Source organism: Thalassobellus citreus (assembly GCF_044385915.1).
In the GTDB taxonomy this organism is placed as follows: Bacteria; Bacteroidota; Bacteroidia; order Flavobacteriales; family Flavobacteriaceae; genus Thalassobellus; species Thalassobellus citreus.
On sequence record NZ_JBISCC010000122.1, the window covers coordinates 210,221 to 226,636 of the forward strand.

21 protein-coding genes are annotated in these 16,416 nt (G+C 31.2%); 1 reads left to right on the forward strand and 20 read right to left on the reverse strand.

Features of this window, described 5'->3' with window-relative positions:
* Positions 1-363 precede the first annotated feature (363 nt).
* A complete protein-coding gene (locus tag ACH5TX_RS08450) occupies positions 364-2,430 on the forward strand; it encodes a tetratricopeptide repeat-containing sensor histidine kinase (RefSeq protein WP_439339090.1) in 2,067 nt (688 codons plus the stop codon).
* Here ACH5TX_RS08450 and ctlX read toward each other — a convergent pair.
* The 20 genes from ctlX to rpsN all read right to left on the reverse strand — a co-directional run bounded on the left by ctlX (position 2,427) and on the right by rpsN (position 16,414).
* Positions 2,427-3,362 (reverse strand): citrulline utilization hydrolase CtlX, encoded by a 936-nt coding sequence (gene ctlX / locus ACH5TX_RS08455; RefSeq protein WP_439339091.1) that lies wholly within the window; start codon positions 3,360-3,362, stop codon positions 2,427-2,429. The two genes, ACH5TX_RS08450 and ctlX, sit on opposite strands and share 4 nt — an antisense overlap.
* 4 nt (positions 3,363-3,366) lie before the next feature.
* On the reverse strand, positions 3,367-4,281 hold the full coding sequence (locus ACH5TX_RS08460; RefSeq protein WP_439339092.1) for a dimethylarginine dimethylaminohydrolase family protein: 915 nt from the start codon (positions 4,279-4,281) through the stop codon (positions 3,367-3,369).
* Positions 4,282-4,475: 194 nt separating this feature from the next.
* Positions 4,476-5,762 carry a citrate synthase gene (locus tag ACH5TX_RS08465; protein WP_439339093.1) on the reverse strand — a complete coding sequence of 429 codons (1,287 nt, stop codon included), beginning with the start codon at positions 5,760-5,762 and terminating at the stop codon, positions 4,476-4,478.
* 167 nt (positions 5,763-5,929) lie between these two features.
* The gene (gene eno, locus ACH5TX_RS08470; RefSeq protein WP_439339094.1) at positions 5,930-7,222 is read right to left on the reverse strand and encodes a phosphopyruvate hydratase; all 1,293 of its coding nucleotides are present in this window, start codon (positions 7,220-7,222) and stop codon (positions 5,930-5,932) included.
* A gap of 155 nt (positions 7,223-7,377) precedes the next feature.
* The gene (gene carA, locus ACH5TX_RS08475) at positions 7,378-8,484 is read right to left on the reverse strand and encodes a glutamine-hydrolyzing carbamoyl-phosphate synthase small subunit (RefSeq protein ID WP_439339095.1); all 1,107 of its coding nucleotides are present in this window, start codon (positions 8,482-8,484) and stop codon (positions 7,378-7,380) included.
* Between the two features lie 88 nt (positions 8,485-8,572).
* The gene (gene rplQ / locus ACH5TX_RS08480) at positions 8,573-9,046 is read right to left on the reverse strand and encodes a 50S ribosomal protein L17 (protein ID WP_439336935.1); all 474 of its coding nucleotides are present in this window, start codon (positions 9,044-9,046) and stop codon (positions 8,573-8,575) included.
* 59 nt (positions 9,047-9,105) lie between these two features.
* A complete protein-coding gene (locus tag ACH5TX_RS08485) occupies positions 9,106-10,098 on the reverse strand; it encodes a DNA-directed RNA polymerase subunit alpha (protein ID WP_415863350.1) in 993 nt (330 codons plus the stop codon).
* A gap of 96 nt (positions 10,099-10,194) precedes the next feature.
* Positions 10,195-10,800 carry a 30S ribosomal protein S4 gene (rpsD, locus tag ACH5TX_RS08490; RefSeq protein WP_439339096.1) on the reverse strand — a complete coding sequence of 202 codons (606 nt, stop codon included), beginning with the start codon at positions 10,798-10,800 and terminating at the stop codon, positions 10,195-10,197.
* 175 nt (positions 10,801-10,975) lie between these two features.
* A complete protein-coding gene (rpsK, locus tag ACH5TX_RS08495; RefSeq protein ID WP_298339242.1) occupies positions 10,976-11,359 on the reverse strand; it encodes a 30S ribosomal protein S11 in 384 nt (127 codons plus the stop codon).
* A 97-nt stretch (positions 11,360-11,456) separates the two neighbouring features.
* Complete coding sequence (rpsM, locus tag ACH5TX_RS08500; RefSeq protein ID WP_194766089.1) at positions 11,457-11,831, reverse strand: 30S ribosomal protein S13; 375 nt, start codon at positions 11,829-11,831, stop codon at positions 11,457-11,459.
* 2 nt (positions 11,832-11,833) lie between these two features.
* Complete coding sequence (gene ykgO, locus ACH5TX_RS08505; protein ID WP_013305171.1) at positions 11,834-11,950, reverse strand: type B 50S ribosomal protein L36; 117 nt, start codon at positions 11,948-11,950, stop codon at positions 11,834-11,836.
* A gap of 4 nt (positions 11,951-11,954) precedes the next feature.
* Positions 11,955-12,170, reverse strand: a complete 216-nt coding sequence (gene infA / locus ACH5TX_RS08510) for a translation initiation factor IF-1 (protein ID WP_007094967.1) — start codon at positions 12,168-12,170, stop codon at positions 11,955-11,957.
* 11 nt (positions 12,171-12,181) lie between these two features.
* A complete protein-coding gene (gene secY, locus ACH5TX_RS08515; protein WP_439339097.1) occupies positions 12,182-13,540 on the reverse strand; it encodes a preprotein translocase subunit SecY in 1,359 nt (452 codons plus the stop codon).
* A 14-nt stretch (positions 13,541-13,554) separates the two neighbouring features.
* A complete protein-coding gene (gene rplO, locus ACH5TX_RS08520) occupies positions 13,555-14,007 on the reverse strand; it encodes a 50S ribosomal protein L15 (protein WP_439336932.1) in 453 nt (150 codons plus the stop codon).
* A gap of 11 nt (positions 14,008-14,018) precedes the next feature.
* Complete coding sequence (rpmD, locus tag ACH5TX_RS08525) at positions 14,019-14,201, reverse strand: 50S ribosomal protein L30 (RefSeq protein ID WP_439336931.1); 183 nt, start codon at positions 14,199-14,201, stop codon at positions 14,019-14,021.
* Positions 14,202-14,212: 11 nt separating this feature from the next.
* On the reverse strand, positions 14,213-14,737 hold the full coding sequence (gene rpsE, locus ACH5TX_RS08530) for a 30S ribosomal protein S5 (protein ID WP_439336930.1): 525 nt from the start codon (positions 14,735-14,737) through the stop codon (positions 14,213-14,215).
* A 6-nt stretch (positions 14,738-14,743) separates the two neighbouring features.
* The gene (gene rplR / locus ACH5TX_RS08535) at positions 14,744-15,100 is read right to left on the reverse strand and encodes a 50S ribosomal protein L18 (protein WP_439336929.1); all 357 of its coding nucleotides are present in this window, start codon (positions 15,098-15,100) and stop codon (positions 14,744-14,746) included.
* Between the two features lie 10 nt (positions 15,101-15,110).
* Complete coding sequence (rplF, locus tag ACH5TX_RS08540) at positions 15,111-15,653, reverse strand: 50S ribosomal protein L6 (RefSeq protein ID WP_439336928.1); 543 nt, start codon at positions 15,651-15,653, stop codon at positions 15,111-15,113.
* Positions 15,654-15,670: 17 nt separating this feature from the next.
* The gene (gene rpsH, locus ACH5TX_RS08545) at positions 15,671-16,069 is read right to left on the reverse strand and encodes a 30S ribosomal protein S8 (protein ID WP_439336927.1); all 399 of its coding nucleotides are present in this window, start codon (positions 16,067-16,069) and stop codon (positions 15,671-15,673) included.
* A 75-nt stretch (positions 16,070-16,144) separates the two neighbouring features.
* Complete coding sequence (gene rpsN / locus ACH5TX_RS08550; protein WP_298239217.1) at positions 16,145-16,414, reverse strand: 30S ribosomal protein S14; 270 nt, start codon at positions 16,412-16,414, stop codon at positions 16,145-16,147.
* Between the last annotated feature and the right edge of the window lie 2 nt (positions 16,415-16,416).

The window sequence follows — 16,416 nt, forward strand, 5'->3', positions numbered from 1 at the left end:
TTAACAATTAATCCAATATCAAAACAATAAGAAATGACTTATAAAAAATATTTTAGAATTCAAAAAAATAATATGTATTTCATCGACAAAAGCGTTCTTTTTCTATAATTTTTACCGTTTATCTATTCGTCGATTTTTTACCCAAAAAACACCCCTCCGTTCATCTAATTTTTTGGTATTAAAACCTATAAATTAGATTTTAACAAGCCTTTTCACAATTTTTGCTAAGTAAAGCTATTAATATTTTTTGTGTTTTATAAAAAACACTAATAACAAATTACAGAATACAATTAAACTTCTTTATTTCCCTCAAATAAAGACAGCTATTATTTTGTATAAAATACTGTAATACGAATAAATTGTATGAGGAAAATAATTACTTTAATTATTACATGTTTATCTATATCCTTTGGGTTTTCTCAAACTAAAGAGATAGATAGCATTTCCATGCAATTAGCATTTCAAAATCAAGATTCTACAAAAGTTGAAACATCTTTAAAGTTAATTAAATCCCTTTATGAAATTAAAGAATATGATAGAGCTTTAAAATATATTGTTTTAAGTGAAAAACTTTCTTCAAGTTTAAACTACAATAAAGGTATAGCTGAAATAACGTATTACAAAGCCTTAATTTACGCTGCAAAAGATGATTACATTAATGCTACCAGTGGCTACAATAAAGCAAAAGAATTATTTATTCAACTAAATGATACTTTAGGTGTTGCCAATGTAAATAATAGTATAGGATTAATAGAGATTAAACGTGGTAATTATGCTAAAGGTTTAAAACACTTATTATCTGCCATTAAAGAATTAGAAGGCAGACAGCTTAATAAAGAGCTTTCATTAGCTTATTGTAATATAGCAAAAGCTTATTATAAAATTAATGACTACGACCAAGCTATAGATTACAATTTAAAGGCTTTATATATTCAAGAACTACTAAATGACATTATAGGAACTAGTAAAACTAACAATCAACTTGCAGAATTATATTCAATTAAAAAAGAATATAGAAAAGCTATTGATTATTATGAAAAAGTTATTGAAGGCAACGTTGAAGCTAATGACACTATTCGTGCGCAAATATTCCCTAAACTAGGTGGTGAATATTTAAAATTTAATGATTATGAAAAAGCATCTAAATATTTAATTGAAGGCTACAATTTAAATACACGATTAAAAAACGAAGCTAATTTATTAATTACATTAAATAACCTTGGAGATTTAAACTTACAACAAAGTAGATTAATTTTAGCTGAAAGACAACTACTTCAAGCTGGATCTATTGCCGAAAAAATCGATAATAAAATAGAATTATTAAAGTATTACAAATTAATGACAGTGTTAGATTCTACTAAACGTAAATTCGACAAAGCTTTAATTTGGCAACGTAAATACTACGATTTAAAAATTAGCCTTGACAAAAACTCAGTTATTTTAAACACAAAAACTAAAGTTTCTACTGAATTAGAATTAAATTCTGATTTTGAAAAAGAAACATTAATTCAACCTAAAGAAAAAGTAGTTATCGTTGAAAACCAGGATTTCTTTAACAAATACAGGCTTATATTTTATGGATTAATAGCAGCCTTAGCCATTGTTACTATATTTCTTGTTCTTGTTTATTTAAAAAGAAATAGCAATATAAAATACACTCAAGAATTAGAAGAAAAAAACATTAAAATTGAATTACAAAACGAAGCATTTTCAGAACAAACTAAGCATTTAGAGAATGTAAACAATGTAAAAGATAAATTATTTTCTATTGTCTCTCATGACTTAAAAGACTCGCTTTCCTCTATTAATGGCTTTATAGATTTACTTAGAGAGGGTTCTTTAACTAGAGAAGAATTTGATAACTTAATTCCCGAATTAAGTGAAAATGCTAATAATGCATCATTATTGTTATTCAATTTATTAAACTGGTCTAAGTCGCAAATGCAATCATTAGAGCCTAAACCAACTTTATTTGACATTCAAGAAGTTTTTGAAGACAAAGTGAAACTTATTGAACAGCGCATGGAAAGTAAAGGCATTGAATTAATAGATCATTCACTTCGTGATTTTGCTTACGGAGATAGAAGCATGTTTGAAATTGTTGTTCAAAATTTACTAGCTAATGCTTTAAAATTTTGTAAAAACGGGGATACTATCACTATTGCAAACCACATTAGTAATGGTAGTTGTATTGTAAGTATTGCTGATACGGGTATAGGCATATCTAAAGAAAATATTGATAAATTATTTAAGAATAGTACGTTTACTACCATGGGAACCAATAATGAAAAAGGTACTGGTTTAGGATTGTCTATTTGTAAAGAATTAATAGAACTCAATAATGGTAAAATTTGGGTAGAAAGTACTCAAGGCATAGGTAGTACATTTTATGTACAATTACCAAAATCTAGACCTAATGGAGACCGCTAAGCTTTAGGTAAAAATACTTCTGCCATCATACATCTGGCACTACCACCACCACAAATTTCTATAGTATTTAAAGAACTAGAAAGTATAGCAGTATGTTTTTCTAATTTTTGTATTTGAGAAGCTGTTAATGAATTATAAGCAGATTGACTCATTATTAAAAATAACTCATCATTAGTCCCTCTCACCTGCAACATATTACCAGCAAAATTATTAACCTGATCTTCTGTTATATCAATAATTTCTTTTCCGTCTTCTTTTAAATGTTTAATTACATTTTTACGTTCTTTCTTATCATCAATACTACTTAAACACACAACTGCAAAGGTTTCACCTAAACACATCATAACATTAGTATGGTAGATTGCTTTACGCGTATTATCTACAGTTTGATTTGCTGAAAAAACAACAGGAAAATATTCAAAATCTTCACAAAACTCAATGAATAAATCTTCATCTGCACGAGGTGATAATGCACAATATGCTTTACGATTTACTCTATCTAATAAAAGACTTCCTGTGCCTTCCAAAAAAACATGTTCTTCTTCAGCACTTGTATAATCTATAACATCATTTATTAAAAACCCAGCTTCTTCTAATTTTAAAAGAATATCTTCTCGACGCTCGAAACGTCTATTTTCGGCAAACATAGGATACAAACCAATAGTTCCATTTTCGTGAAACGACACCCAGTTATTAGGAAAAATAGAATCGGGAGTATCAAACTCATTAGTATCATCAACTACCACAACATTAACACCTATTCCTCTAAGCTTTTCTACATAAGCATCAAATTCTTGTTGTGCTTTTGCATTAACAGCAGCTGGTAACAAACCTGCTAATTCCTTTTGGTAATAATTATTAACCGCAGTTTGCTCATTCATCCTAAAATTAATAGGACGAATCATTAATATAGTATTTGTAGTTTGTTGCATATTTTTAATCTCTAATTAACGGCATCGTTGTACAACGTAATAAGCCTTCTTGTTTTGAAATTTCAGAATAAGATACTTTTTCAACCGTAAACCCTTGTTGTTCTAGCCAAGTATTTAAACGCGTAAAACTTTTATCTGATATAATAACATCTTCTGAAATAGAGAAGATATTACTATTCATATTATACATTTCGTTTTTATCTATTTCGAATACGTTTTCTTTTCCGAAAAAATCAACTAACCATAGATATTCACTTTCAACCAAAAACCCGTTTTTATGAATAATAGCTTTATCCTTTCCTATTGGCTGAAAACAGCAATCTAAATGTAATGCATTTTCTTTAGCATTGATATTAGACTTTCTAAGCTCAAATGATTTTACAATTTTATGAGGGAACAATTCTTGTATTGCAATAACCGCATCCATATTTGTACGTGCAGTAATTAAATCTGGATAATCAATACCAGAATAAGTACCTATAAAAATATAATCGTTCCATGTCATGACGTCTCCACCCTCAATATGACATTCTTCTGGTAAAACAATACGATTAGTCTCACTTACTTGATCCCAAATATACTTGATGGCTTCAACTTCTTCTTCTCTATTAGGCAATATATTAGACCGTAACATCTTATCTTCAATGACAAAAGCAATGTCTCTAGAAAATATTTGATTGCAATTTTCTATAACTTCTGGTCTTAAAACAGTAACGTCATATTTTTTAAAAACAGCAGCTACAGCTTCTAATTCAAGAATCATATCCTCTTCTTTAGGGTAAGTACCGGCCAATACATGTTCAATACTTTTAGGGTCATAACAGTCTTCTACTTTAGGTGTAGAACCATTACTTATTGCAGTTCCTAAAACAACTGTACGTAACCTAGAGGTTTCGTTATTTACATTTAATTTAAGCATGCACAAACCTAAAAAATATATTTTGTTTTGCTTAAACAATTAACAATATAATTTACATTTAACTAAGAATATTCTATTTAAAAATCAAAAAATGCCTGAATATTAAATTAAAAGTATAAAAAAGAGCTTCTTAGAAAGTAAAAAAGCTTCATAGTTACCTATGAAGCTTTCAATATTATAAATATAAAAGTTATTTATCTTTTCTCTATTGGCACAAATGCTCTTTCTGTTTCACCAATATACATTTGTCTTGGTCTACCAATTGGTTCTTTACGTAAACGCATTTCACGCCATTGTGAAATCCAACCTGGTAAACGTCCCAAAGCAAACATAACAGTAAACATATCGGTTGGTATGCCCATAGCTCTATAAATAATTCCAGAATAAAAATCTACATTCGGGTATAATTTTCTATCAACAAAATATTGATCTTCTAAAGCTTCTTTTTCAAGACCTTTGGCAATATCTAAAATAGGATCAACAACTCCTAGATCTCCTAGAACTTCATCTGCAGCTACTTTAATTATTCTTGCTCGAGGATCAAAGTTTTTATAGACTCTATGTCCAAAGCCCATTAAACGGAAAGGATCTTCCTTGTCTTTAGCCTTAGCCATATATTTTTTGGTGTCTCCACCATCTGCCTTTATAGCTTCTAACATTTCTAAAACAGCTTGATTTGCACCACCATGAAGTGGCCCCCAAAGTGCAGAAATACCCGCAGAAATTGAAGCAAATAAACCAGCATGTGATGAACCAACGATTCTAACTGTAGATGTAGAACAGTTTTGTTCATGATCTGCATGTAAAATTAAAAGCTTATCTAAAGCATCAACTAAAATTTTACTTTGTGTATACTCTCCATTAGGTTTTACAAACATCATTTTTAAAATGTTTTCAACATAACCTAAAGAATTATCTCCATAATCAAGTGGTAAACCTTCTTTCTTTCTTAAAGTCCAAGCTACTAATACCGGAAATTTACCTAATAATCTTACTACAGATTTATACATATCTTCTTCTGAAGATACATCAACCGAAGATGGATTAAAAGCTGTTAAAGCACTTGTTAAAGATGAAATAACGCCCATTGGATGCGCTGATTTAGGGAAGGCATCTAATATCTTCTTTACATCTTCATCAACAATAGATTCTGCTTTAATATCATCATGAAACTTATCATTTTGCTCTTTTGTAGGAAGTTCTCCAAAAATTAAAAGATAAGCAACCTCTAAAAAATCTGCTTTTTCAGCTAACTCTTCAATAGAATAGCCTCTATATCTTAAAATCCCTTTTTCTCCATCTAAAAAAGTAATAGCACTTTCGCAAGCACCTGTGTTTTTATAACCAGGATCTAAAGTAATAACGCCACCAGTAGCGGCTCTAAATGTTTTAAAATCAATTGCAATCTCATTCTCTGTTCCTTTAACTAAAGGAAATTCATGTTTTTTACCATCAATTTCAATAGAAGCAGTGTTTGCCATATTTTGAATATTTTTTTATAATTAGCGGAGTGCTAAATTACGAAATTAGTACTGATTTTAAGAAAGAGATTAAAAAAGCTTTTAATATTTAACAAATCATTAATATTCATGCATAAAAAAAGCGATTATTAAAATTAATAACCGCTTTCTTAAAAAAAATAATTTTCTTATTTTACTTTAAATGCTTTTTCTTGTGGAAAATAAGCAACTTCTCCTAACTCTTCTTCAATACGAAGTAGTTGGTTATATTTAGCCATACGATCACTACGTGATGCAGAACCTGTTTTTATTTGACCACAGTTTAAAGCTACTGCTAAATCGGCTATAGTATTATCTTCTGTTTCTCCAGAACGGTGAGACATTACTGAAGTATAACCAGCATTTTTAGCCATGTTTACAGCTGCAATAGTTTCTGTTAAAGAACCAATTTGGTTTACTTTAATTAAAATTGAATTAGCAATACCTTCTTCAATTCCTCTAGATAAACGCTCAACGTTAGTTACAAATAAATCATCACCAACTAATTGTACTTTATCTCCAACTAATTCAGTTAAATATTTCCAACCTTCCCAGTCGTTTTCATCCATTCCATCTTCAATAGAAATGATTGGATATTTTGCAACTAATTCAGCTAAATATTCAGCTTGCTCTTTAGATGTTCTTATAACACCTGTATCTCCTTCAAATTTCTTGTAATCGTATTTTCCATCTACAAAAAACTCAGCAGAAGCACAGTCTAAAGCTATTTTAACTTCATCTCCAAATTTATAACCTGCATTCTCAACTGCTTTTGCTATAGTATCTAGAGCATCTTCAGTACCTCCAGCTAAGTTTGGTGCAAAACCACCTTCATCTCCTACTGCAGTACTTAAATCTCTATCATGAAGAACCTTTTTTAGGTTATGAAAAATCTCAGATCCCATTTTCATTGCATCTGTAAAAGTTTTTGCTTTAACAGGCATAATCATAAACTCTTGAAATGCTATCGGCGCATCACTATGAGATCCTCCATTAATAATATTCATCATTGGTAATGGAAGCGTATTAGCAGATACACCACCTACATAACGATATAATGGTAAACCTAACTCTCCTGCTGCTGCTTTAGCAACTGCTAAAGAAACACCTAAAATAGCGTTGGCTCCTAATTTTGATTTGTTTGGTGTTCCATCTAAATCAATCATTATTTGATCGATTGCATTTTGTTCAAAAACAGATACACCCAATAATTCTTGAGCAATAATTGAATTTACATTCTCAACTGCTTTTAAAACACCTTTACCCATATAATCACTTCCACCGTCTCTTAATTCGACAGCTTCATGCTCTCCTGTTGATGCTCCTGATGGTACAGCAGCTCTACCTAATACATCATTTTCTGTTACAACATCTACTTCAACAGTAGGATTTCCTCTAGAATCAAATATTTGTCTAGCGTGAATATTAATTATTACACTCATAATTTGTTTATTTTAATCTTAATTATTACTTCAAATTTACGGTTATTTCTTATTTATTTTCGGATGTTTTTAAATAAATATTGAAAAACACGTCTATAACGTTTTAGTAAAGAAAATCCTCAAAAAACAATGCTTTTTTTGAGGATTTACAAGTATTACTTATTTTTTATATTTTCTATAAACTGATCGAAAAGATAGGATGAATCATGTGGTCCAGGACTTGCTTCTGGATGATACTGTACCGAAAAACAATTTTTATTTTTCATAGCTAAACCAGCTACAGTATTATCATTTAAATGCACATGCGTTATTTCTAAATCTTTATTAGCATCAGCTTCTTCTCTATTCACAGCAAAACCATGATTTTGAGATGTAACTTCACCTTTTCCTGTAATCATATTTTTTACAGGATGGTTAATACCTCTATGTCCATTATGCATTTTATAAGTAGAAATGCCATTTGCACGAGCTATAACTTGATGACCAAGACAAATACCAAACAAAGGTAAATCTCTTTTTATAATTTCTCTAGCAACTTCTTGAGCTTCTACTAAAGGTTCTGGATCTCCAGGTCCATTTGATAAGAAATACCCATCTGGATTAAAGGCTTCTAAATCTTCGAACTTTGAATTATATGGAAACACTTTTATGTAAGCATCTCTTTCTGCTATATTTCTAAGAATGTTCTTTTTAATACCAATATCTAAAGCAGCTACTTTATAGGTAGCATTTTCATCACCAAAATAATAAGGTTCTTTTGTTGATACTTTTGAAGCCAACTCTAAACCTTCCATATTTGGAACTTCGGCTAATTGTTTCTTCAATCCTTCAATATTATCAACATCTGTAGATATAACGGCATTCATAGCACCGTGATCTCTAATATAGCTTACTAAAGCTCTAGTATCTACATCTGATATTGCTAATAGGTTATTTTTATCTAAGAAATCTTCTAAAGAACCATCAGCGGCATCTCTTGAATATTCATAGCTAAAGTTTTTCACTATAAGACCAGCAATTTTAATAGAATCTGATTCTATTTCATCTACATTGGTACCATAATTACCAATATGTGCATTGGTTGCTACCATTAGTTGTCCATAATAAGATGGATCTGTAAAAATCTCTTGGTATCCAGTCATACCGGTATTAAAGCATACTTCTCCAAAAGAAGTTCCTTGTTTATTACCTACTGCCTTACCGTAAAAAATAGTACCATCGGCTAATAATATGATGGCTTTTTGTTTCTTTTGATATTTCATCTATTCGCTAAAAAAGTTTTACAAAATTGCACAAAAAAAAGGATAAACTAAAATAGTTTATCCTTTATATTTAAATGCTTATTAACATTTATTCTTCTTCGTTTGATGCTTTAGTTTCTACAACAGGAGCAGCAGCTGGTTTAGAACCACCTCTTCTACTTCTTCTAGTAGTTTTCTTAGCTTTCTTATCTGCATTGTAAATTTCATTGTAATCTACAAGTTCGATCATAGCCATATCAGCATTATCACCTAAACGATTACCAAGTTTAATAATTCTTGTATAACCTCCTGGTCTATCTGCAATCTTAGGAGCTACATCTCTAAACAATTCTGTTACAGCATCTTTTTGTCTAAGTTTTGCCATAACAATACGTCTGTTATGCGTTGTATCTGCTTTTGATTTAGTAATCATTGGCTCAACAAATTGTTTTAATGCTTTAGCTTTAGCAACTGTTGTATTAATACGTTTGTGTTCTATTAAAGAACAAGCCATATTAGCTAACATTGCTTTTCTGTGAGCAGTTTGTCTGCCTAAGTGATTTACTTTTTTTCCGTGTCTCATGACATTTGTTTTATCATCTTGCTACTAAACTCGATTAGCGAGGAGCAAAATATGATTAATTAATCTTTATCTAATTTATATTTGCTTAAATCCATTCCGAAGTTTAAACCTTTAACATTTACAAGCTCTTCAAGCTCTGTTAAAGACTTCTTACCGAAGTTTCTGAATTTCATTAAATCATTTTTATTGAATGATACTAAGTCACCTAAAGTATCAACTTCTGCAGCTTTTAAACAGTTAAGAGCACGAACAGATAAATCCATATCGATTAACTTAGTTTTAAGCAACTGTCTCATGTGAAGTGATTCTTCATCATAAGTTTCAGTTTGTGCTATTTCATCAGCTTCTAAAGTGATACGCTCATCAGAGAATAACATGAAGTGGTGAATTAATGTTTTAGCTCCTTCTGTTAATGCATCTTGAGGTGTAATTGATCCATCAGTAATGATTTCAAAAACTAATTTTTCATAATCAGTTTTTTGTTCAACACGATAGTTTTCAATACTATACTTAACATTTTTTATAGGCGTGTAAATTGAATCTGTAAAGATTGTTCCAATTGGAGCAGAAGCTTTTTTGTTTTCTTCTGCAGGCACATAACCTCTACCTTTTTCAATAGTAATTTCCATATTGAAATTCACTTTAGGATCTAAGTTACAGATAACTAATTCTGTATTTAACACTTGGAATCCTGAAATAAATTTTTGAAAATCTCCAGCTGTAATTTGTTCTTGACCTGAAATTGAAATAGATATTGATTCGTTATCAATATCTTCAATTTGTCTTTTAAAACGAGCTTGTTTTAAGTTTAAGATGATTTCTGTTACATCTTCAACAACACCTGCTATTGCAGAAAACTCATGGTCTACACCTTCTATTCTAACCGATGTAATTGCAAATCCTTCTAATGAAGATAATAAAACTCTTCTTAAAGCATTTCCAACTGTTAAACCATAACCTGGTTCTAACGGTCTAAATTCGAATTTCCCTTCATAATCGGTAGAATCAATCATGATTACCTTATCGGGCTTTTGAAAATTAAATACTGCCATATTGTTCTTCGTTTTAATTGTTATTTGGTTGCGCGGTATAAAAGTTTGAAGAAGTACTTATAAACCCTTTGGCCAAATACCAATGTTAATAATTTATTATTTAGAGTATAATTCGACGATGAATTGTTCGTTGATGTTTTCTGGAATTTGGAGTCTTGCAGGTACAGAAACATAAGTTCCTTGTTTTGTATCTGAGTTCCAAGTAATCCATTCGAAAACTTGACTTGAGTTTGAAAGTGATCTTTCAATAGTTTCAAGTGATTTAGATTTTTCTCTAACAGCAACAACATCTCCTGCTTTTAATGAATAAGAAGGTATGTTTACCAACTCTCCATTTACAGTAATGTGTCTGTGAGAAACTAATTGTCTAGCAGCGCTTCTAGTAGGAGCAATTCCCATTCTAAAAACTACGTTATCTAATCTAGACTCACAAAGTTGTAAAAGAACTTCACCAGTAATACCTTGTGCAGCTCTTGCTTTTTTAAATAAACCTCTAAATTGTCTTTCTAAAATACCGTAAGTATATTTAGCTTTTTGCTTCTCCATTAATTGGATAGCATATTCAGATTTTTTTCCACGACGTCTAGCGTTTCCGTGTTGACCTGGAGGGTAATTTCTTTTTTCAAAAGATTTATCTTCTCCGAAAATAGCTTCGCCAAATTTACGTGCTATTTTAGTTTTAGGACCAGTATATCTTGCCATTTTAAATTGTTTTTTTAAGAGTGATTATGAATTAAGGTCTTAATCTTATCCTTCGATAATCGTTGATCTCTTGTTGATACTTGTTAATTATTTTTTTCAGTTTGCAAATTTACATATAAAAAAGTTAATACCAACTGTATATTGAGTTGATATTAACTTTTAATATTTATGTAGATTATACTCTTCTACGTTTTGGAGGACGACATCCATTATGTGGCAATGGAGTAACATCAATAATTTCTGTTACTTCAATACCTGCATTATGAATAGAACGAATAGCAGATTCTCTACCATTTCCTGGTCCTTTAACGTAAACTTTTACTTTCTTTAAACCAGCTTCTTGTGCTACAGCAGCAGCATCTTCAGCAGCTAATTGAGCAGCATAAGGTGTGTTTTTCTTAGAACCTCTAAATCCCATTTTACCAGCAGAAGACCATGAAATAACGTCTCCTTTTTTGTTGGTAAGTGAAATTATGATGTTATTGAAAGATGCAGTTACATGCGCTTCTCCAACAGCATCTACAATAACTTTACGTTTTTTTGTGCTTGTTTTTGCCATATTATTTTAGTTTCTAGTTGTTAGTTGTTAGTATTAGAATCCTAAACTTTTACATTTCAAACAGATTCAATCTAACTACTAAATACTAATGACTTAATTATTTAGTTGCTTTCTTTTTGTTAGCAACAGTTTTTCTTCTACCTTTTCTAGTTCTAGAGTTGTTCTTAGTACGTTGCCCTCTTAAAGGAAGACCCGATCTGTGACGAATACCTCTGTAACACCCAATATCCATTAAACGTTTAATGTTTAATTGAGTTTCAGAACGTAATTCACCTTCGATTGTAAAAGTTCCAACAGCTTCACGAATACCACTAATTTGGTCGTCGGTCCAATCTTGAACTTTTGTACTTTCATCAACTTTAGCCTCAGCTAAAATTTCTTTTGCTCTACTTCTACCTATTCCATAGATATAAGTTAAAGAGATCACTCCTCTTTTGTTTTTTGGTATGTCTACACCTGCAATTCTTGCCATAATTACCCTTGTCTTTGTTTAAATCTAGGATTCTTTTTGTTTATCACGTAAAGTCTACCTTTTCTACGCACGATTTTACAATCTGCACTTCTTTTTTTAACTGATGCTCTTACTTTCATCGTATTAGTATCTATAAGTTATTCGAGCCTTCGTTAAATCGTAAGGACTCATTTCTAATTTAACTTTATCTCCTGGTAAAAGTTTAATATAATGCATACGCATCTTACCTGAGATATGTGCTGTCACAATGTGACCATTTTCTAATTCAACACGAAACATCGCATTTGATAATGCTTCTATAATGGTTCCGTCTTGTTCTATTGCTGCTTGTTTTGCCATAGTATAATAAATTAAGCTATTGCTTTTCTGTTTTTACCAGTTTTCATCAAGCCATCATAGTGTCTATTTAACAAATAAGAATTTACTTGTTGCATAGTATCTATAGCTACTCCAACTAAAATTATTAATGAAGTACCTCCAAAAAACAACGCCCATCCTTGTTGAACCCCCATAAGATTAACTATAAATGCTGGGAACACAGCAATAAGTGCTAAAAATATAGAACCTGGTAAGGTTATTTGAGACATTATTTTATCTAGATATTCTGAAGTTTCAGAACCCGGACGAATACCAGGAATAAAACCACCACTACGTTTTAAATCGTCTGCCATTTTATTTGTAGGCACAGTAATCGCTGTATAAAAATATGTAAATACAATAATTAATAAAGCGAATGTTATATTATATGCCACTCCAAACATATCAGAATAATTAGTTTGTAACCATGCTCCAAATGTTGAATCTTTCAAAAAAGAAGACCCTCCAATCCAACTTGGTACAAACATAATTGCTTGAGCAAATATAATTGGCATAACTCCAGAAGCATTAAGCTTTAATGGAATATATTGTCTTGATCCTGCCATGGCACTTTTTTCATAGCCACCAGAAGCTGTTCTTCTTGCATATTGCACTGCTATTTTTCTAACGGCCATTACAAGTAATATTGCAGCAAGAATAATTGCAAACCAAACTACAAGTTCTATTAAAATCATCATTAATCCACCATTACCACCACCTTCGATTCTAGAAGCATAATTTTGAACAAAAGATGCAGGCATACGAGCTATAATACCAACCATTATTAATAGTGAAATACCATTACCAATACCTTTATCTGTTATTTTTTCACCTAACCACATAGCGAATATACAGCCAGTTACTAAAATAGTTACTGAAGAAAAGTAAAAAGTAAAACCAGTACCTAATAAAAAGGCTGATGCTGGTATACCAAAAGCAGGTTGTAAACTAGCTAAATATCCTGGTGCTTGAAATAAACATATCAAAATAGTTAACCAACGTGTAATTTGATTAATTTTCTTTTGACCACTAGCACCTTCTTTTTGTAGTTTTTGTAAATAAGGAATTGCTATCCCCATTAATTGTACAACAATAGAAGCAGAAATGTATGGCATAATACCTAATGCAAACACTGAAGCTTTAGCAAAAGCTCCACCTGTAAAAGCGTCTAGTATACTTAATATTCCTGTATTAGTACCTTTAGCTAATCCAGATAATTGAGTTGCATCAATTCCTGGAAGTGTAACTTGTGCACCAAAACGATAAACTAATAACAGACTCAAACTTACAATGATTCTGTTTCTTAGTTCTTCTATTTTCCAAACATTCTTTAATGATTCTATAAATTTCATACTTATAATAAGTCTTATAAAGTTACAACTTCTCCTCCAGCAGCTTCTATAGCAGCTTTTGCTGAAGCAGTAAACTTATGAGCAGATACTTTCAATTTTGCTTTCAACTCTCCTCTACCTAATATTTTAACTAGATCATTTTTTCCAGCTAAACGGTTTGCGAATAATAAATCGAAATCTACTGTATCCTTAATTTTCTTGTCATCAACCAATTGTTGTAAAGTATCTAAATTGATACCTTGATATTCAACACGGTTAATATTAGTAAAACCAAATTTAGGAACACGTCTTTGAAGAGGCATTTGACCACCTTCAAATCCTAATTTCTTAGAATAACCAGAACGAGACTTAGCACCTTTGTGACCACGAGTTGCAGTACCACCTTTACCAGAGCCTTGACCTCTACCTATTCTTTTTCCTTGATTTTTTACTGAACCTTCTGCAGGTTTTAAATTACTTAAATCCATTTTCAGTTATATTATTTTGTTTCTTCTACAGAAACTAAATGTGAAACTTTAGCAACCATACCAAGTATATTTGGTGTAGCTTCATGCTCTTTTACTTGACCAATCTTTTTAAGACCTAGAGCTTCTAAAGTTCTTTTTTGTCTTAGTGGGCGATTGATTGCGCTTTTAACTTTTGTTACTTTAATTTTTGCCATCTCTGTCTTTATTAAGCGTTAAAAACTTGTTCAAGTGAAATACCTCTATCTTTAGCAATAGCATTCGCATCTCTTAATTGTAATAAAGCATCAAAAGTAGCTTTTACAACATTATGAGGATTTGAAGACCCTTGCGACTTAGATAATACATCGTGTACTCCAACTGCTTCAAGTACTGTTCTTACAGCACCACCAGCAATAACTCCTGTACCTGGAGCTGCAGGAATAATATTTACTCTTGCACCACCGTATTTACCTTTCTGTTCGTGTGGTAACGTTCCTTTAATAATAGGAATTCTAACAAGATTTTTCTTAGCATCTTCAACAGCTTTTGCAATTGCACTAGCAACGTCTTTAGATTTACCTAAACCTTGTCCTACAACACCAGCTTCATCACCAACCACAACGATTGCTGAAAAACCAAATGCTCTACCACCCTTAGTTACCTTAGTAACTCTTTGTACACCAACTAAACGATCTTTAAGATCTAATCCACCTGGTTTTACTAACTCTGCACTTTTATATTTTTGAAACATAATTTCTTAGAATTTAAGTCCTGCCTCTCTGGCTCCTTCAGCTAATGATTTTACTCTTCCGTGATATAAATATCCTCCTCTATCAAAAGCGATAGTTTCAATACCTGCCTTTAAAGCTTTTTCAGCAACAGCTTTCCCTACTAGAGTAGCTACTTCTGATTTATTTGCTTTAGCAGAACTAATATCTTTATCTCTTGAAGATGCAGCGCTGATAGTTTTACCAGATACATCATCAATTATTTGAGCATAAATTTCTTTATTACTTCTATAAACAGCTAATCTAGGTCTTGCTTCTGTACCAGAAACAACCTTACGGATTCTGTTTTTTATTCTTAATCTTCTTTGATTCTTTGTTAATGCCATAACTAATTTTTTAAGCTGATTTACCTGCTTTTCTTCTTATTTCTTCACCAACAAACTTAACACCTTTTCCTTTGTAAGGTTCTGGTCTTCTAAAACCACGAATTTTTGCAGCAACTTGACCAACAAGTTGTTTATCAAATGATGTTAATTTCACTATTGGATTCTTCCCCTTTTCTGAAATAGTCTCCACTTTTACTTCTGGAGCTACATTTAAAATAATATTATGAGAAAATCCTAAGGCTAAATCTAATTTTTGACCTTGGTTTGAGGCTCTATAACCTACACCAACCAATTCTAATTCTTTAGTCCATCCTTTAGATACACCTTCAATCATATTATGCATTAAAGATCTGTATAAACCATGTTTAGCTTTTTGATCTTTAGAATCAGAAGAACGAGTAACCCAAACGCTACCATCTTCAACTTTTATTTCAATAGAATCGTAATTTTGTGTTAACTCTCCTAATTTTCCTTTTACAGTAACAACGTTATCTTTAACATCTACTGTTACACCTTCTGGAATGGCTACTGGATTATTTCCTATTCTTGACATTTCTTCCTGGCTTTAAATTAGTGAACGTAACATAAAATTTCTCCACCTACATTATCTCTTTTAGCTTGTTTACCTGTCATTACTCCGTGAGAAGTAGAGACAATAGCAATACCAAGACCATTAAGAATTCTAGGTAATTCATTAGCACCAGCATACTTACGTAAACCTGGAGTACTAATTCTTTGAAGTTTTTTAATTACTGGTTCTTTTGTTTCTTTGTTGTACTTAAGAGCAATTTTAATTGTTCCTTGTACTGTTGAATCATCAAACTTGTAACTTAAAATATATCCTTGTTCGAATAATATTTTAGTAATGTCTTTTTTCAAATTAGATGCAGGTATCTCAACCACTCTGTGGTTAGCACGCACTGCATTTCTAATTCTCGTAAGATAATCCGCGATTGGATCTGTATACATATTTATTAATTTGCGGTAGTGGTTTTCAAAAAACTCTTTTTCTTGAACCTAAAACCAATTTATAATCTTTTTTTATTACCAACTTGCTTTTCTAACACCTGGTATTAAACCTTGGTTAGCCATTTCTCTGAAAGTTACACGAGATATACCAAAAGTTCTCATATATCCTTTAGGTCTTCCAGTTAATTTACATCTATTATGCATGCGAATTGGAGAAGCGTTTTTTGGTAACTTTTGTAATGCTTCATAATCTCCAGCTTCTTTTAAAGCTTTACGTTTTTCAGCATATTTTGCTACTGTTTTAGCTCTTTTTACCTCACGGGCTTTCATTGATTCTTTAGCCATAA

Bases quoted from the DNA above. Each gene is read 5' to 3' on its own strand.
- rplR (WP_439336929.1), bottom strand. From the start codon at position 15,100: ATGGCATTAACAAAGAATCAAAGAAGATTAAGAATAAAAAACAGAATC.
- rpsE (WP_439336930.1), bottom strand. From the start codon at position 14,737: ATGTTTCAAAAATATAAAAGTGCAGAGTTAGTAAAACCAGGTGGATTA.
- ACH5TX_RS08485 (WP_415863350.1), bottom strand. From the start codon at position 10,098: ATGGCAGTATTTAATTTTCAAAAGCCCGATAAGGTAATCATGATTGAT.
- rpsH (WP_439336927.1), bottom strand. From the start codon at position 16,069: ATGTATACAGATCCAATCGCGGATTATCTTACGAGAATTAGAAATGCA.
- ctlX (WP_439339091.1), bottom strand. From the start codon at position 3,362: ATGCAACAAACTACAAATACTATATTAATGATTCGTCCTATTAATTTT.
- rplF (WP_439336928.1), bottom strand. From the start codon at position 15,653: ATGTCAAGAATAGGAAATAATCCAGTAGCCATTCCAGAAGGTGTAACA.
- carA (WP_439339095.1), bottom strand. From the start codon at position 8,484: ATGAAATATCAAAAGAAACAAAAAGCCATCATATTATTAGCCGATGGT.
- rplO (WP_439336932.1), bottom strand. From the start codon at position 14,007: ATGGATTTAAGTAATTTAAAACCTGCAGAAGGTTCAGTAAAAAATCAA.
- ACH5TX_RS08460 (WP_439339092.1), bottom strand. From the start codon at position 4,281: ATGCTTAAATTAAATGTAAATAACGAAACCTCTAGGTTACGTACAGTT.
- eno (WP_439339094.1), bottom strand. From the start codon at position 7,222: ATGAGTGTAATAATTAATATTCACGCTAGACAAATATTTGATTCTAGA.
- infA (WP_007094967.1), bottom strand. From the start codon at position 12,170: ATGGCAAAACAAGCAGCAATAGAACAAGACGGAACCATTATAGAAGCA.
- ykgO (WP_013305171.1), bottom strand. From the start codon at position 11,950: ATGAAAGTAAGAGCATCAGTTAAAAAAAGAAGTGCAGATTGTAAAATC.
- rpsM (WP_194766089.1), bottom strand. From the start codon at position 11,831: ATGGCAAGAATTGCAGGTGTAGACATACCAAAAAACAAAAGAGGAGTG.
- rpmD (WP_439336931.1), bottom strand. From the start codon at position 14,201: ATGGCAAAAATTAAAGTAACAAAAGTTAAAAGCGCAATCAATCGCCCA.
- rpsD (WP_439339096.1), bottom strand. From the start codon at position 10,800: ATGGCAAGATATACTGGTCCTAAAACTAAAATAGCACGTAAATTTGGC.
- rpsN (WP_298239217.1), bottom strand. From the start codon at position 16,414: ATGGCTAAAGAATCAATGAAAGCCCGTGAGGTAAAAAGAGCTAAAACA.
- rplQ (WP_439336935.1), bottom strand. From the start codon at position 9,046: ATGAGACACGGAAAAAAAGTAAATCACTTAGGCAGACAAACTGCTCAC.
- ACH5TX_RS08465 (WP_439339093.1), bottom strand. From the start codon at position 5,762: ATGGCAAACACTGCTTCTATTGAAATTGATGGTAAAAAACATGAATTT.
- ACH5TX_RS08450 (WP_439339090.1), top strand. From the start codon at position 364: ATGAGGAAAATAATTACTTTAATTATTACATGTTTATCTATATCCTTT.
- rpsK (WP_298339242.1), bottom strand. From the start codon at position 11,359: ATGGCAAAAACAAGCACAAAAAAACGTAAAGTTATTGTAGATGCTGTT.
- secY (WP_439339097.1), bottom strand. From the start codon at position 13,540: ATGAAATTTATAGAATCATTAAAGAATGTTTGGAAAATAGAAGAACTA.